The sequence below is a fragment of the Bordetella tumbae genome (assembly GCF_054780995.1).
In genome coordinates, this window is the sequence record NZ_BAAGVG010000023.1 from 1 (window position 1) to 16,962 (window position 16,962).

11 protein-coding genes are annotated in these 16,962 nt (G+C 53.1%); 6 read left to right on the plus strand and 5 right to left on the minus strand.

Annotated elements, in window-relative coordinates:
• The first annotated feature begins 503 nt into the window (after positions 1-503).
• Complete coding sequence (locus ACYVI2_RS22490) at positions 504-1,439, plus strand: Hint domain-containing protein (protein ID WP_415821209.1); 936 nt, start codon at positions 504-506, stop codon at positions 1,437-1,439.
• Positions 1,440-2,004: 565 nt separating this feature from the next.
• Positions 2,005-2,940 (plus strand): Hint domain-containing protein, encoded by a 936-nt coding sequence (locus ACYVI2_RS22495; protein WP_415821208.1) that lies wholly within the window; start codon positions 2,005-2,007, stop codon positions 2,938-2,940.
• Between the two features lie 130 nt (positions 2,941-3,070).
• Here ACYVI2_RS22495 and ACYVI2_RS22500 read toward each other — a convergent pair whose 3' ends face one another.
• The 5 genes from ACYVI2_RS22500 to ACYVI2_RS22520 form a co-directional block, all read right to left on the minus strand.
• On the minus strand, positions 3,071-3,337 hold the full coding sequence (locus ACYVI2_RS22500) for a hypothetical protein (protein ID WP_415821207.1): 267 nt from the start codon (positions 3,335-3,337) through the stop codon (positions 3,071-3,073).
• Between the two features lie 273 nt (positions 3,338-3,610).
• Complete coding sequence (locus ACYVI2_RS22505) at positions 3,611-3,835, minus strand: hypothetical protein (protein WP_415821206.1); 225 nt, start codon at positions 3,833-3,835, stop codon at positions 3,611-3,613.
• A 133-nt stretch (positions 3,836-3,968) separates the two neighbouring features.
• The gene (locus ACYVI2_RS22510) at positions 3,969-6,260 is read right to left on the minus strand and encodes a tail fiber domain-containing protein (RefSeq protein WP_415821205.1); all 2,292 of its coding nucleotides are present in this window, start codon (positions 6,258-6,260) and stop codon (positions 3,969-3,971) included.
• Between the two features lie 37 nt (positions 6,261-6,297).
• Positions 6,298-8,379 carry a hypothetical protein gene (locus ACYVI2_RS22515; RefSeq protein ID WP_415821204.1) on the minus strand — a complete coding sequence of 694 codons (2,082 nt, stop codon included), beginning with the start codon at positions 8,377-8,379 and terminating at the stop codon, positions 6,298-6,300.
• Between the two features lie 145 nt (positions 8,380-8,524).
• Entirely contained in the window at positions 8,525-10,135 is a 1,611-nt protein-coding gene (locus ACYVI2_RS22520; RefSeq protein WP_415821203.1) for a hypothetical protein, read from the minus strand.
• 299 nt (positions 10,136-10,434) lie between these two features.
• On the opposite strand from ACYVI2_RS22520, the gene ACYVI2_RS22525 reads away from it, so the two are divergent.
• The 4 genes from ACYVI2_RS22525 to ACYVI2_RS22540 all read left to right on the plus strand — a co-directional run bounded on the left by ACYVI2_RS22525 (position 10,435) and on the right by ACYVI2_RS22540 (position 16,907).
• A complete protein-coding gene (locus ACYVI2_RS22525) occupies positions 10,435-12,819 on the plus strand; it encodes a right-handed parallel beta-helix repeat-containing protein (RefSeq protein ID WP_415821202.1) in 2,385 nt (794 codons plus the stop codon).
• A gap of 1,536 nt (positions 12,820-14,355) precedes the next feature.
• Positions 14,356-14,901, plus strand: coding sequence for a glycoside hydrolase family 19 protein (locus ACYVI2_RS22530; RefSeq protein WP_415821201.1), 546 nt, complete (start codon positions 14,356-14,358; stop codon positions 14,899-14,901).
• A 145-nt stretch (positions 14,902-15,046) separates the two neighbouring features.
• The gene (locus ACYVI2_RS22535; protein ID WP_415821200.1) at positions 15,047-16,057 is read left to right on the plus strand and encodes an Rpn family recombination-promoting nuclease/putative transposase; all 1,011 of its coding nucleotides are present in this window, start codon (positions 15,047-15,049) and stop codon (positions 16,055-16,057) included.
• A 235-nt stretch (positions 16,058-16,292) separates the two neighbouring features.
• Positions 16,293-16,907: a hypothetical protein gene (locus tag ACYVI2_RS22540; protein ID WP_415821199.1), complete on the plus strand. Its 615-nt coding sequence runs from the start codon at positions 16,293-16,295 to the stop codon at positions 16,905-16,907.
• The last annotated feature ends 55 nt before the right edge of the window (positions 16,908-16,962 follow it).

Here is a 16,962-nt window from a genome sequence, read left to right on the forward strand (position 1 = left end):
ATATAAATGGAGACTTATGCTCATCGATACGCCCTAACGTATCAAGATGGGTTGCCCGGACGCTAACCATACGTGTCCATCATTTTGAACTGCACCCCAAAAGCTGCAGGTCAATCCGGCTATTCAGATGCGGGGGCAGACGCTGCAGAATGTCGCGCAGGCAGTCGCACGGATTTAAGCATTGAGTTTGGCGGCTTGGATCACGCTCATAATGCATAGCAGCCGCGCGTTTTCCGGCGCGCAACGAGACGCAAAACCCAGTTGGCTCTCCCAACGTTAACTGGCTTGATTCGCTGTTCGTAAGCACGGATCGCAAGGGTATAGTCGAGCGATACGACAGAAATAGAACACAGTCCGCTGATGGGTTCGAATCTCACGCTGGCAAGTACGTTGGAGCTGAAGGGTACATATGGAGCTTGTAACAAAATAAATGGGAAGAAACTTATGGAATTTTGGTACAACTAGAAAACTTTTGACGTCGTCAGACTATTCTGGAGTTGACCATGATCCGATTTGTAGCTTCGAAAGGTTATACAGTGGAGCCTGGGGAAGATGGCCAATACACTGTCATCCACGCTTTCACCCCCGACAGCAACAATTATCTCCAAAGCGAGAATGAGCAATTCTTTATAGCGGGCGAGCGCGTCCGGATGTGGGGATTCGACGGCGGCGAATTTACAAATGGCACGATCACAGGTTTCGTCAACGAGGGCGTAATTGTTTACTTTGTTGACGACGCTGGTTGGCGCGGCCATATGTTGTTGACGACCAATTCCGTCGATGACTACGTTGTCGGCCAAGCGTTCCCGTACAATACGGATCCATTTCTGGGCAGTCCTCCCTGCTTCGTCAATGGAACGTTGATTGAGACAGATAGTGGCCCAGTTGCCGTTGAGTCTTTGGCCGTTGGCGACAAAGTAATGAGTCTCACGGGCTTGCGGACGGTTAAGTGGATAGGCTGGCGCCACTATCAGGGCGCCGTATTACGCACTCATGAACAGCGAGCGGAGTCACTACCAATACGGATTTTGACAGGGGCTCTAGGGGCTAATCTGCCTAGCCAGGACTTGCGTGTTTCTCCCTGGCACCACTTATATATCGATGAGGTGCTGATTCGCGCAAAGGACTTAGTTAACGGTAAATCGATTTTTCAGGAAACTAACGTAATTGATTTTAGTTACTACCATGTAGAGCTGGATCGGTTTGATGTGATCCTTGCTCACGGGGTCTTATCTGAATCTTGGGCGGACGGCGGGAATCGCAGTTTCTTCCAAAATGTGGATGTCACTACTCTGCGTCCCAAAGACATGCAACGCCGCAGGGCGCGCAGACCGGGGTTTAAGGTGCTGAGAGAAGCCGATGAAATCGCCGTCATTCACAAACGAATTGCGGCGCGCGCCGAAGGCTTGTTTATCGAGCTGGCCTCAAAGGCAGCATGAAATCTATCAAGAAAACTTTGCTGAGAGCTCGAAGGACTTCGGACTCACCGCGCTCGGCACGGCAATGAATTGCGTCGCGGCATCACGGTGGATCGTCGTCGATGTTGCGCTGACATCGAGATGACCATAACGCTCGTGTTTCTGGAGTCAGCGGCGAACAAGATTAGCGTTGACGCCGTGATCCCGAGCAACCGAGGTCACGGAGATGCGACGCTGCTAACAGTAAGCAACGAGTCCAGCTTTGAATGGGGGGATCATATCGCCGGCGCCGTTGCACCGAATTTGATTCAAGAGGGCCTGATGGTCTTACGATCGTCGGCCTACCTCAAGGTGTGTTCCCCGAGCGCTTACTCATATGGTTCGTCAACATGGTTTTACCGGCCGCTTACAGCTATACGACAGAAATAGAACGCTGTTCGGTGGTGGGTTCGAGTCCCACGCTGGCAAGTGCGGTTGGGAGCGGACGGGCACACGTCGAACGTGTAACAAATAAACAAGTCGAATATTAAAAAAATTTGGTACAAAGAGAAAATTTTGACGTCAACCAACCGTACCGGAGTTGATAATGATCCGATTTACCGCTTCTAAAGGGCACGCATTGAGCATTGGTGAAGATGGGCAATTTACCGTCGAGCACCAGTTCACCATCGACCGCTACAATTATCTTCAAAGCGAAAATGAGCAGTTCTTTATCGCGGGGGAGCGCGTCCGGATGTGGGGAGTGGTCGGCAACGAATTTGAATCTTGGACGGTCGTAGGTTTCGTTAACGAGGGAATGATCCTTACCTATCCTTCCGAGGAGGGTGACACCTTGTATACAATGGTCACCACCAGTTCCGCCGATCAATATGCCGTCGGCCAGACGGTTCCATACAATACGGATCCATTTCTGGGCAGTCCTCCCTGCTTCGTCAATGGAACGTTGATTGAGACAGATAGTGGCCCAGTTGCCGTTGAGTCTTTGGCCGTTGGCGACAAAGTAATGAGTCTCACGGGCTTGCGGACGGTTAAGTGGATAGGCTGGCGCCACTATCAGGGCGCCGTATTACGCACTCATGAACAGCGAGCGGAGTCACTACCAATACGGATTTTGACAGGGGCTCTAGGGGCTAATCTGCCTAGCCAGGACTTGCGTGTTTCTCCCTGGCACCACTTATATATCGATGAGGTGCTGATTCGCGCAAAGGACTTAGTTAACGGTAAATCGATTTTTCAGGAAACTAACGTAATTGATTTTAGTTACTACCATGTAGAGCTGGATCAGTTTGATGTGATCCTTGCTCACGGGGTCTTGTCTGAATCTTGGGCGGACGGCGGGAATCGCAGTTTCTTCCAAAATGTGGATGTTACTACTCTCCGCCCGAAAGACATGCAACGCCGCAGGGCGCGCAGACCGGGGTTTAAGGTGCTGAGAGAAGCCGATGAAATCGCCGTTATTCACAAACGAATTGCGGCGCGCGCCGAAGGCTTGTTTATCGAACCGGCCTCAAAGGCAGCGTGAAATCTATCAAGGAACTTTGCTGAGAGGAGCTCGAAGGACTTTGGATCGCGTTTTGGCGCAGGATGCCGCCATACACAGGAATGACTGCGGCATGCCTATCCGTCAGTATCCTCCGGTAGCCTCCACTAGGTTAGGATTCGGCTAACTTCCACCGTCCCTCGAAACCATCTATGGTAACGATTCCGATGCTCACCGGACCCAGCGCCTGAAGCTCGCGCAACTCGATCGGGTTGCCATCCAGCCAACGGTTGATTGCCAATTCGGTCAATTTCATGTCTGGCACAATGTCCGAGATATAGCGAAGCGCGACCGCACGCCCACATAGGATGGCAGCGACGGCCCACTCATCGCCGTCATGGGTGTCCTCTAGGCATTCAGGGATGGGGTAGGTTGCCATGCCGGAATGATACCCAGCATTTCAATCCCTATTCGGATAAATGATCGGCTCCCTTTGTTTCCGCCATTCGGTAAGGAAGGGCTCTTCTCCAATCTCGGATTTCAGGCAACTCGCAATCAGCCGCTCAGCGGTGACACGGGTGATGCTCATAGATCGGTCCCAAAGTCCAGGTTCTGGGAAGGAGGCTCCCGAAGAGCGCGGCCATCAGACAATAAGCCCCACTTTAGCCCGGGGTAAAGCCCTTGTGGTCGGCCTGCTGGTGGTTTAGCACAGTTAACCCAATCCAAATCGAGTCCGGATTTCATCACCGCAATTGCGCCCGTTCAACGAGTAGCGGTCTCCGATTTCGGCGCATTCTTCTGCTATCGACAGGGCGAATGCCATCAAGGCTGTGGGTTCAATTTCCTCAATCCCGGCAGCTTCCGCGAAAGCCGCCAGCTCATCGGCGCTTAGGCCCAATTGATCGGAATCCCGCGTTTTGTCATCGTTCTGGTCCATCGTCGTGTCCTCACAAGGAATCTACGGCGTGCTCTACGAGGAGCGCAGCTTCGGTGCTCCACATGAGTCTTTTTGTACTTACAGTGTACGCGTTCAGGCGAAAAACGGGGCTTTTCATGGGCCCCGCATAATTTTATTTTGTCTCCAACGCTGCTACGCGCGACTCCAATGCATCCTGAGCTGCCACGATGCCCCGCATGATGAATGCACCAAGCTCATCCCAACGGAATGAATAGACATCACCAACCGGCCGAGCAGGGCGTACGACGATATCTTTCCCGGTCTCGTCATCGGCATACCTCACCTCAGGCTCAGCCTCATACTCGTCATAGCAGATCGCTCCATAGGCAAATGGATCTAGGTCGTGGGATTTAAACACCTCAATCGCGCGTTGAACTGTCATGCCGAAATGACGGCGGGCGGCGGACCCCTTGTCAGCAACTTGTTGGAGCCATTGATACCACCCGATTTCGCGAGCCAGCGCTTGTGCGCATGTGATTTCTGCGGAGGAGAGCGGGGCCACCTCCGTCTTTAACCGCGCATCTGATGTATTGATCGCACCTGTTGCCGCGTATACCTCAGACCAGCGGTAAGTCGCGGATCCCAGTTGGCGGCTGTTGTCCACGCCAGGGCGAAAGCCTCCCCCGGTTATACGAGCGATTTCAAATACTTCGTCTGTTGCGATGGTCGACGAATCTGTTGCCAGAAAAGCGATACCAGTCTGGCTGGCGTTGGCGCCATTCTGTACTGAGGCGATCGCGGCTTTACGGCGCTCCACGCCGATACCTCGAAATGAAATCGACCCTCCATAGTTGCCTTGGCCGGTCGTGCCGGCGCAACGCAGCGCCAAGGTTCCTAGGGACCCTCCGCCATTACCTGGCACAAAATTGTTCAGATCGAGAACCGCCATGCGATTCACTAGCCCAAGATTCTGTGTCGCGTCTTTTGCCAGCAGGCTTACATTGACGCCAGGAGTGTTGTTTATGTTGTTGACGTAGGTATTGTTGGTTCTGGCTACTCCATTGACCGAGATAGGCCCGGTAAGAGGAGAGGGGACGTCTACGGTAATGATGTTGCTGGCGGGGGAGTCGATGTCCGAACCGGAGACGTGGATGTTTCCTATGCCGATATCCGCGCTGTCGCGGACGTTGATGCAGGCGCCAACCGAGTTCCGGACGGTGAATCCGTTGAAGTAGATGTCGTGGCAAGGGACGGGCGTCGAGATTCCGGTTTCCTTGTCGACGACGAGTTGAGTCGCAATTTCCGTTCCATTCACTGCAGGAGTGTCAACGTAAAAACCATTGATGTAGACATTCGTGGATCCGGCTATTACTGCGCCGACGTTGCATGATTGTGCCTTCAGGGTTTTCATAACGCGATAGCCCGAAACGAGCACATCCACGCATTGCTCTAGCCGCAGGCCATCCTCGTTTGAACCCGTAAGGTTGCCGGTCGCGCAATCATTGACGACGATGCCGTTGATACTCAATGCGTGGTATCCGCGGACCTTTATCCCACATTGACCAGTATTCTCCAACGTGATGTTGCTGATCCTGAGCCCGCGAGGTTGCGCAGCGGGATTTGAGAAATAGATCCCATGTTCACCAGATTCGTTAATGTAGATATCCGAAATACTGCACCCGTTGCCGGGGGCTCCACCAATGGCGTTGTAGCCTGGGTTTGTCTCAGCGTTAGGCGATTTACCAACAAGCGAACCAGAATGGATGCGTGAATTGGTCACACTCGAAAAGATGATGCCCTTCCCATACGACGTAATCTTGAATCCTTCAATCTCCACATTGTCCGGGATGAAATCAGGGTGGTAAAGCCTGATAGGAAGGTCCCAGTTATGGATCTGCAAGTTGCGCAAGCGGACGTTATTGCGGAATGCCCATATGCACGCGTCTTGGTTCTTCTCGCCGAGAGGCTGTTGATCTGCACTGGAGATAGTGAGCCCATCGGCTGAGGCCCCCTCGCCGAATGTCGCAAATCGTCGAATGACAAATCCGCTAGGAACGTGGAGGGTCAGGTTGAGCACACGCGTGTAGTCGCCGAAACTGAATTGGGTGTTTTTGCTCGCGTCGGACCGTGCGTAAGTAATGGTCGAACCGTTACCGTAGAGGGTCACACTCGGAGGTAACGGGACAAGCTGTTGCGTAATGAGGTAGTTTCTACTCTGCTCAAGCCATAAGGGGCGAGGGGCCGTAGCCAGGGCAGCATAGGCAGCTTGAAACGCGGCAGTATCGTCCGTAACGCCGTCACCTACTGCACCGAAGGCCTCGATTCTTAAGGGAGTACTGCCCAATTGGGCAAACACGGTGTCATCGGGCGACGACCCGGTGCCTCCGTAATATCCAACTAATGCAGCACCCTTCGTCGGATCGGTAGCGTTAGCAAGATCGCCGCGCAGTGCATCATCTGCCATTTAAGTCTCCCAGTTTGAGGTGGTTGCACTATGGTGGTTAAGTTACGATCATCCGAGACAGTTCCGCCCACTGGCTGCCCGTGCTACTTACGGATATCAGGGTGAGCGTGGAGCCCGGAGCTGCATTGTTATACGCTCCGTTTAAACGAATTGTCGGTGGGTTGTTCGCCACAGTGAGTGTTCCCGGCCCATCGTTTCTCAGAACAATAGTCTGAGAGCGTCTGCCAGACGATAGCGAAGTAATGTTCGCGTTAGTCGTAGGGTTGAGATTTATCATCCCCATCTCGCCTTTGATGTAAACAACCAATTGTCCGTCCAGATTGCCGCGCGTTACGCTCGGACTCCAGGTGTTGTTCGACTCCCAGAATACCGCCCGTTGTGGATCGCTGTGCAGTCCGCTCACTTTAGTCGCGGTCTCTTCGCCAACATGCACGCAGTTAGTCACGCAGCACGACTCGTCGAATAATGTTCCTTCGCCCCTGACGTAGTATGTATTGACGTCCTTGAACGTTACACCGTCAACGCGAACATTCGAGATGATTCCGCCCGGTTGAACACCCAGGTGCCAAATGGCCCGATTTGTACCCTCTATGGTTCCGCCTTGGATGAGGATGTTGCTAGCCTCTATTGGGGGAGTATTACCCAAGCCAAAGCAGTAGCCACCATATGTTGCGGTAGGATCTGTGCCCTTGAAATTCGCGGTGATCTTTACATTGGATAAATACTGGCCGAATGCGGACAATGCGTTGCGGGATTCGATATACGCGTCGCACTGAAAGCGATCCCAACTAGTGGTGGCATGAACTCCACGACTGCCGGCGATTAGCCGTGTGGTGGCATCAATGATGCAATATCCGGCGTTGATTGGATATTTCCACGTGCCTACGTCTTCAAGGCCGGATGAGCCTAGGCCAAGGACCACACCAACTTCTTGTACTTGGAAGTCGCAGCCTACAAGGCGTGTGTTCTTACCTCGATTGTGCAAGCCCGTACGCGTGTTTCTGGCAATGCAGCCGATCGCGGTGACGCCATGTGCCATGTGTCCACCAAAGGCGGTATTGGCATTTCTGCTTATGCCACCGAGGATCTGGATATGTTCGGTTTGCACTTCTTCGCGGTTGTCCGTACCCCAAGGGCGATACGAGCAGTCCCAGTCCTGCATGCGACGCCCAAAGGCGAAGTCCCCGTTGATGTATGCCGCGTGACGAACGCTGAATATTCGATTGCCTGCCCAGACAGATCGATAGACGTTATTTTGCAGAGTCACGCTATCGGCGAAGTGTAGCTCGGTTCCGCTGGTCTGGAAGGCTCTAATATTAAGACCAGATTCGCGGTATCCGTGTAAGTATCTTCCGAATAGAAAACCGGGACCAGCTATTGAATCGGGTTCGAAGTCGATGTTCTCTTTGGGGCCGATGATGGTTAGATCACAAATAGATAGCGCCTCGAGCATTCGAAGTGCACGGACATTAACGGTGTACGAGATTGCGTCAAACACGTCGTAGTTGGAACTTTCGTCGAGTGCCATATGCGTACTGTCGATGATCTTGAGAACGCGACGCAAACGGCCTCGACCCACTGAGCGAAAACCTTGGCCAGCGCTACCACCCCAGTATTCGTCGCTGGTAATAGTTACGTGGTCTCCTGCGTTAAAGCCTGTCGTGGACGCCACCGTGATAGCGATGTCGGAGCCGTCTGGGTTGTACGTTGTACTGTCATCCCAGTTCTCGGTGAGTGTGGTGGCTGCCCCCGTAAAGCCCGGGCCTTCGGCCCAGAGCAGGAAAGTCCCATCGGTCATAGGCATACCCGAGCAATCCAGCGTTCCCCGGCCACATAACATGACGTTGTCGCGCGTGAGGATTACGGGGCAGGGTTGCGTGAATCGGTAGTAGCCATCAAAACGGACGACACATCCAGAGCTGCGGCTATTTAGGTAGGTAATCAGGCGTTCGAGTGGAGCGTTGTCAGTGGTGGAACTGCCTGCACCGAACTGTTCGAACGTGACTACATCACTCAGGTGTTCTCTGACGGTCTGGTACCCGTTATACGACACTAATGTCGCGCCCTTCGTCAGGTCAGTAGCGTTAGCAAGATCACTTCGCAACTCGTCGTCGGCCATAGAGACCTCCCAGTTTTGGTGTGTCGTGGATTGGATAGTCAGTAATTACGCAGATTGTGAGGTGCTGCCGCTGCAGTTGACGTTGCAGTTGACGCGCATTGCACGTGGAGGAGGATAGTCGACATTCCTCCCTAATAATATTCGGCTAGGTCACGCGAATTTTGATAATGCTATCTGTCCGGTACAGACTGCCAATTGCTAATCCGCCTGCACTGGCAGCGGCATCATCGGCATACTCAGGCACTCCATTGGGAATGCGCCATGTTTCGCTGGAGGAGGAGTATAAAAGCTTAACGTTGGCTTGAGATTGAAGAGTGATATCTCCGGTTGACCGCATAGTTAAGGCATTGGCAGTCCTGCTTCCCCCAGGCATAGGGAAGCAGAGTGTCGAATCCCACCGGGTATTGGCAGCGTTCCAAACAGGGTTCGGCAAGTCGCGCATATCTAGGACACGCGGGAATGTCGCTTCGTTGATGGAGTTTATTCGAGCCTGAATATTGGCAAGGCCGGATGTTCTATTTGGCCCGCCCATAATGTTTATCTCGTTACGAGCCGCAGATCCATTGTTAGAGAACAGCCACAAACCGCTGTTGTCGTAGCGGGAGATGTTGAATTGTTGATCTGGAGAGCCGCTATAAATGGCATTGGCATCAGCTGGTGTGTCGTGAATTACCAAGTCATATGTACACCGTGTGTTGAACCCCGCAATTGCCAGCGCACCGCTTGTCCCAGAGCCGCACCCAACCATAGTGACGGACGCATAAGTCCCACTGGCCTTGTTCGTGCTCATGGCCGCACCGCAGTTATACGCCGTTCCCGTAATTCTGGAGTTCTTGGCGCCAATACCAAAACCACTACTGCTATCGTCTGATAGCACAACGGCAATTCGGCAATTTGTGGCGATGAAATCAAGGATGGAGCAATTGATGCAATTGTTTTTCAGGTCGAACGTATAGGCAGTGTCGTCAGAGGTCCCGGTGTTGTTCTTTGCTGTCGGCCGAATCATCATGGAGTCGGAGAGGTTCGCAAACAAGAACGATGAGCTAGCAACTCCTGCTCCATCGGTGCCGCAATCGATGATGAGGTTATTGCTGCAATCTGTAGCGGAGTCTCGGTTATTGTTGTACCAGAGGAGAGCAAACCCCCTTGTGTCTGTAAAAAATAGTCTATCGGCAATACAGTTTTTAGGACTTGCGAATGAGATACCCTGCCCATCTGTCGCGGCAGCATTGCCTGTTAACCCAAGCTGTCCGCCCTCAATCCTGAAGTTGCGAAGTTCTACGTCGTGGGGATTGGCACCGTTGATTAAATTGGCAGTTCCGCCGTATCTACGAAATCGTAGAACGCCACCATCTCCGATGAAGCGAATGCCTTTCGCATTAGAGCCAAATGACAATACATTTTCGCCGAATACGTAGATCGAGTCTGTGCCTGGGCAATATATAGTCAGGCCTCCCTTTGTCTTGCCCAGATTCAAGGCAGCCTGGAATGCCGCCCAATCTAGCTCATCACTCAATGCGGTGGCATGCGGATAGACTTGCTGGGCAAGTGCTAGTGTCGCGAATATGGTTGACAGTGGACGGCTAACACCATCACCGATAGCTCCAAAATCAAGAACACTAACTCGTTCAAGGAGTTTGTCGGCGGTCATACGCCCGGTCGAGCCGTTGAGTAGGGGAATATATCCCACCAATGCTGCGCCCTTGGTGGGGTCACTAGCGTTTGCGAGATCACTGCGTAGACTGTCATCTGCCATTTTTCAATCTCCCAATTTACGGCCGCTATGGTGTGGCGGTTAATTATTGCGCTGAAAAAATGATCTTGAGGTGACTTTACGGTGACGCTGTTGTTACCGGGAAGCTGATGGACTTGGCAGTTAAGGGTCGCAACTGATCCCATATGCACGCATGCTTCTTTCATGAACGGTTATATACCGCGGAGTGAAGTTAGGGCAAACTACTGCAAGAATTGAATCACTGTCCGACGAGGTCGTCTTGCCTTGTTAAATGGGCTTCGCGACTTCTAAAGTGTCACGATACATTAGGAGAGCATCAAATGGTGGACGATGCATTACGAGGTGACCTTGCCAACGTTTCCGACGCTGAAAAAGGCGCGGCCCTGGTAGGGTATTTGTCATCAGGGCAGGGGGCTATCGGCAATACGGTTTCCGACAAGCTCAACGAGTGTATCTCCGTTCTGGATTTTGGCGCGCGTCCGAATAATGCTCTTGATCCTGTATCCGTTTGGCTGAGCGGCACGGAGCCTCGCTTTGCCTCGTTTGCGGATCTGCAGGCTGCATATCCCCACGTGACGTCGCTCACACAGAGTGTCAACTGGGCTGCCTTCCAAGCCGCGGCAAACTATTTCAATCAGCGTGGTGGGTATGGCGAAATCATCATTCCTGCGGGCCGCAATGGATACCTCTATCACTTGGACGACGAGGTAGTGATCCATGTCAGCGGGGTTACCGTGCGTGGCACAGGCGGAAAAATCATTACGCGATTTCCAAACACCAGCCAAAAAGCTTTTTTTCGGTTTGAGTCTCCAGTTGCACCCGGCGAATGGTCTGAGGTGAATGCTGTTCCAGCTCTATCTAACATTTTCAATGAAGGTCGCCGTACGTTGACAACGGCGGTAGCCACGGCTCTTCAACCGGGCGACCAAGTTGAGATTCTCTCGTCGAACTACTTCAGTGGAATAGCCGGGCAGTCAGGATACGCTATCAAGCCGAAAGGCGAGCATAGTGTTATTCAATCAGTCTCGGGTAATACGGTGATTCTGAGTGAGTACTTGAAAGACACGTATGTAATAGGAGACGGTGAAACCTTAAGGATCAGGAAGGTAACACGCATCACCGATTGTGCTATTGTCGGATTGAAGGGTAAAGGGAGTGGCGTCACGCCCGAGCATCAAACGCAGAACGCCTATGGCGTTCGTTTTTTTTATGCAAACTATGTTGATAGATTCTCCGTCTGCGACAACGATGGCGAGGGATTTAGTCGATTTTTTGGTCAAGCAAACAACTGCCTGAACGTCATAGGGCACAACAACAAGATGCATGGATGGAATTTGACGCTCGAGGGAGATCGCCCAGCGGGAACGGTGTGGTTTACCGGTATAAATCTGTCAGGATGTGAATCCGTTTCCATCCGAGGCAACACGGCTACCAACATGCGCCGTCCATGCGATATGGATAGTGCGATGGAGGCCGGAGTGGGGTATACGATGCCGACGCGTTCTATCACCATTGAAGGCAATACATCGGTGCGCTGTCAGAACGTGATTGGCGGACATTTCGCCGTCGACATCACGATCATAGGAAATACCGGGGTTGGTTGTGTACACGGCATCGGTTCACGTGGGTACAACGTAACCATCATCGGGAATACCGTTGGTCGAGTGTATGGCACGGTCATTGGTGTCGGTCAGGCCCCTGACGATATGACGTACACAGAGAGTCCAACCGCCGGGAGAGTGACGATTATTGGCAATCGCGGTTCCGGGGCCAACGGGGTGTCTGTCAGCGCTCAATTTGATTCGATGCTTATCAAAGACAATACATTTTCCGACATCTATGAGTACGCAGTCGGCTTTCATTCAAAAGTGATTCGAAATGCGCTCATTACTGGCAACGTGTTCACTTCGAATGCCAACGTTCCAAACGCTCAACTGGGCTTCGCTCAGTACAATCCGTTCTCTGAGGCAACGAGAGAAATTCGCGGGCTGGTGATTGCAGACAATGTTTTTAACGGGTTTCCGAAGGCCGTCATCATATCGGGCTGCGCCAAATCATCCCCTGCCGAAGATGTCATCATCGAACGGAATCACTTTAATGACACGGTAAATCAGGACATAGAGCTTGGAACGAGCCAGGCTGGCGTTGGCGGGTGGTTCGGGCGGAACGTACGTATTACGCGCAACTATCTATCCAAGTCTGTCTTTTCAAGTGGAATAGGCATCAACCGGGTCGCCTCCGACAATAGCCTCAGATTCGCTCTTGAGCCCCGATTAGAAGAGAACATCGCACGTCGAGATAACGACAACGACATTACGTTGGCCGGATTTATCCAAGCTACGACTATTGGTTTCGCGAATGCCACGTATCCGCGAGGTGCCCGGCTGCGTGCGTCCAATCCGGCTGCCGGTGGGGTAATCGAGCAAGTCTGCGTTATGGCAGGTACTGTGGGAGCGCTTGCGGCTACGACAGGGTCGATTTCTTCAGGAAGTAATCAGCTTACATTGAACAATCAGGCCTTATCCATCGGAAACCATATTTCCATTGCAGGAGCAGGAGCCAGCGGCGGGATCCTGAACACGCGTGTTCTTGCCGCGGCAGGAAGCGACGTAACGGTCGCCAATAATGCGTCAACGTCAGTCACTGACGCAGAGGTATCATTCATCGCACCTGTATTCAAGTCGGCGGGGACGCTCGAAACCTGATTGAATGTGGACTTCCTTAGTTACATAGGACTGACAGATAGCGCGCCATTTGAAATCGTCACTCTGTATTACTGTGGGAATCCGGCGGCTATCGGGCAGGGTTGGGGGGGCTGCGGCTATACCGCCGTTCGGACGATGCGGTATTGATCCTTTATCTGCAGCTTTTGTTTCAAGCTTGGGATCAACCTAGCTCTACGGGATTCAAAAGTTTGTCACGGCAACGTGGGCCGGATATCTTGCTGACGATCGAGTCGCCGCAGACGCGGCGTTTCCTGCTCCTGGATCATGAGCAATTTAGGGTGGGTACGTTCGAACTCGCGCCAGAGCTTGAGGATTCAGCGTTAGCGGTGTGCTTCGGGCGGTTTTTGTTGGGTTAGAGTCTCGTATCGCCTGAAACTCTCTCGTTCAGACAGCATGCAGTCCAGCGAAAATAGGATACAGAGTCCCCCCCAAGTACCGAGTCGAATTGATTGATTGAGAATCGCGGTAAAGACTAGGGCCAAACCTAGAGCGATGAGCATAGCGCTAACGATCCAAAGACGCAGCCCCAAGATGTTTTTCATCGGATCGCGGAACGCCCTTGTCATTGTCGCCCAAATTATCATCACTGCAGTGGTAGCTATCCACAATGACACTGCAGATTGGACTGTTTGAGTGATGGAGCTGCTCGGCCAAAAGCCCAGCCCAATTGCAAGTGCGGCCGCAAAAATGTAGGCAATAACCCGTTCACGATAGATGCTCACATGTTCTCCTATGTCGGAATGCGCTAATGAGAGAACGTCGCTCACGGGCATATCTCACGAGGATTATCGATTCGGGGGGACGCTTTGCTACCCAGGTCCTTACAACCGACGCCAACAAGAGCTGCCGCAGCTGATCCCAACAAGGAGTTTCCCGACAGGCCGGTGACAGTAATGCCGATACCCGTTGTGGTCATGAAGCAAGCTAGGCCCACGCCTGTGTTGTAACTCCAGACGGCCTGTCCTGAGCTGCTCAGTAGGAAAATGGTGGAAGACCCATTGGGCTCATTAACAAAGTCCAGGTACATGTCCGATCCTGAGGCGCTCGGGTGCTGGAAATACTGTTGAAGCTCTGCTCCATACACAGCAGAGAGTTCTGAGGTGCTCAGTGGGCGCATAGTCAATCCTTTGATAGTGAGGCTCGCAACAGCACGAAAAGTCGGATCAAATCGACTTCTTGAGGCTCGAACCGTAATAAAAATTCATCGCGTCTTCGATGGTTGGATATCTTCTCCATTGAGAATCGGACTACTTGCCGGCGATATCACGCGTCAGATTAGACCTTTGATTGCGTTGAGCGATGTCAACTCAAACTAGCCCAACCGCAAATCGAGTGCGGATTTCATCACCGCAGTAGCGTCCATTCAACGCGTAACGCTCCCCGATTTCGGCGCATTCCTCTGCTATGGACAGGGCGAATACCATTCGCGCGCTCAGGGTGTATTGGAACGAAATTTTAAATTACGTCACTACACCCTCAAGCCAACCCCCAGCGCCACCAGTGCGCACAATCCCCATGCGCAAATCCGATTTCGCAAAGGCTGCCTTACTACCCCCATATCGAGCCACCCGCTGGTACCACGCCGTCGAACAATCCATGATGGAGTTCGGAATCATCTCACCCCTCCGCGCCGCGATGTATATCGCCACCCTGGGCCACGAATCATGCGGCTTCACCTACACCCGGGAAATATGGGGTCCCACAGCGGCGCAACGGCGCTACGAGGGACGGGCAGGGCTGGGTAATACTCACCCCGGTGACGGATTCCGATACCGCGGGCGCGGCCTGATCCAGATCACCGGACGCGCCAACTATCGTGCGGTGTCGGACGGATTAGACGTTGACTATATTACCCACCCTGAATGGCTGGAACGCGCCGTGGACGCGGCCAGAGGCAGTGGCTGGTGGTGGCTGAACAATGGATGCAACGAGATCGCCGATAGCGGCGATTTTTTGCGTCTGTCCATACGAGTCAATGGCAGGAACGCCAGGGGCTTGCCTAATGGATGGAGTGATCGTAACCGCAGGTATGCCGCGGCGTGCGCTGCGTTGCGAGTATGACTCTGCTCGTAGCATCATCCGGTGCAAATCACCAAGGAGGTTTGCGGCAACTACGCATGGACATAAGCATTCACTGCATCTTTCGAGAATCTGTACTGAAGCCGATAGTAGAGGGCTTATTTGATTGCCCTGATGGACCTGCTATATGGCGCGACGCGCAGACTACGACAGTGCGTGGAAAGACGCATTGTCTGCGTACTTTCCGGAATTTTTGGGGATGTTGCACCCCTGTGTGCATGCGCGGATTGATTGGACGCATATGCCGAAATTCCTGGATAAGGAATTGCAGGCGTTGATCCGCGGTACGGTGCGCGGCCGATTGCTCGTGGATAAACTGGTTTCGGTACGATTGCTGGATGGCCAGGAGGCATGGCTGTTGATCCATGTAGAGGTGCAAGCGCGATGTGACTCGGAATTCACTCGCAGGATGTTTGACTATCACGTTCGATTGAAATCGAATTATCCCGAGAGCCGGTTACTGAACATGGCAGTATTGACGGGCAGAAACAGCCACGGCCTGGATCGTCTGCAGGCAGGCGTGGGCGCGATGTGTTACGCCTACGATGAGGCCGGCTGTGAGCTGCGTTTCACGTTTCCGGTCATTCGTCTGGAATGGTGGCGCTCGCGTATGGCAGAGTTGAGGGAGTTGGCCGAAAATAATCTTTTTGCCGTGGTGGTATTGGCGCAACTCGAAGCAACGGCAAATGGCCATGCTCGAGATCGTCTGTTACGCAAGATTGAGTTGGTGCGGCATTTGGAGCAATGGAAGGTGCCGCGCGATAATAGACGGACGTTATTTCGTGTGATCGATGCGATGTTGTATCTGCCGGAGGAACTGGAACCGGAATTTGATGCTGCCATCACGACAATCGAAGAGGAACAGAAAATGGCTTATGTAACGAGCATCGAGCGAGTCAGATCGAAACAGGCGCGCGCTGAGGGGTTGAAAGAGGGGTTGGAGCGGGGGCGGGAGCAAGGATTTGAGCAGGGTCAGCGCCAAGGGACTGCTAAATCTTTGACCACGCTCGTCATGGCGAAATTTGGTGCACTGCCCGATTGGGCTCAAGTTCGTATCAACGAGGCCGACGAGGCATCGTTGCAAAAGTGGATGCTGCGTCTATTGGATGCTGAACGCATCGAAGACGTGTTTATTTGACCGCTTTCTGGAATGCGGCCCATAAGCGACGCCCTATCGAGTTCGCTCAGGATGCCGCAGCGTGCGCGGCCTTGGGGGTGTGACACCAACCTGGTTGGCACGCAGAGTCGGCACGTTGCCTACCTGCAAGGGATGGGCTTTTGGTGGACAATGGAAAGGACGGCGTAGTGCCGGACGGCTCCCGCCCGACACATGTCTCTCGCCGGATTCGCAGACGATTTCCAGGAAAGCCCGTATGACGCTCTCGATAGGAATAACGGCAATCCTCGTAGGTATCATCGCCTACGGCATGGGCAAGCTCAGCGTTTACGTCCAACAGGACAACGAGCGCGATCCGGCGCTGCCCGACGACCCTGCGCTGGGCTGGGGGCAGCGTCAGTTCGAGCTATGGAGCCAGGCTCAGGAAAATGCTGTGGCGTGGGAACGGGAATTGGCAAAACTGATCTCGACGCTGTCATTGGCCGGTATCGCCGGGGTGGTTGCATTGGGCGAACTGAAAATCATCGGCACTACGGGTATCCGTGTGTTGATTTCGGGCTTTCTGCTGCCGGTGTTTTGCTGCGTTGCCAATTTGCAAATGCGCCAATCCTGGTTCCACAAACGCGCACGCCGGATCCAGGAGGCCCTCGATCAGGGGCAACCGGCACATCGTTTGCTGCGTGATAGAGTGGGGCATCGTATCGCTTCTGCGATGTCGACGATTGGAGCGCTCCTGTTCGCTATTGCGTTGGTGTCGATTGCACTGATCGTGGCCGCTGGCAGCACTGATTGTGCGGGTCCAATCGCCAAGTACAGCCTGGAGCCGCTGTATTGCAGCGTTCCCATTCAGGAATTGGTGCACAAGGACTGATGGCACTTTGCTGGTGGCGTTGGCGCGTGCCTTGACTGTGTTGGGGACGCGGATG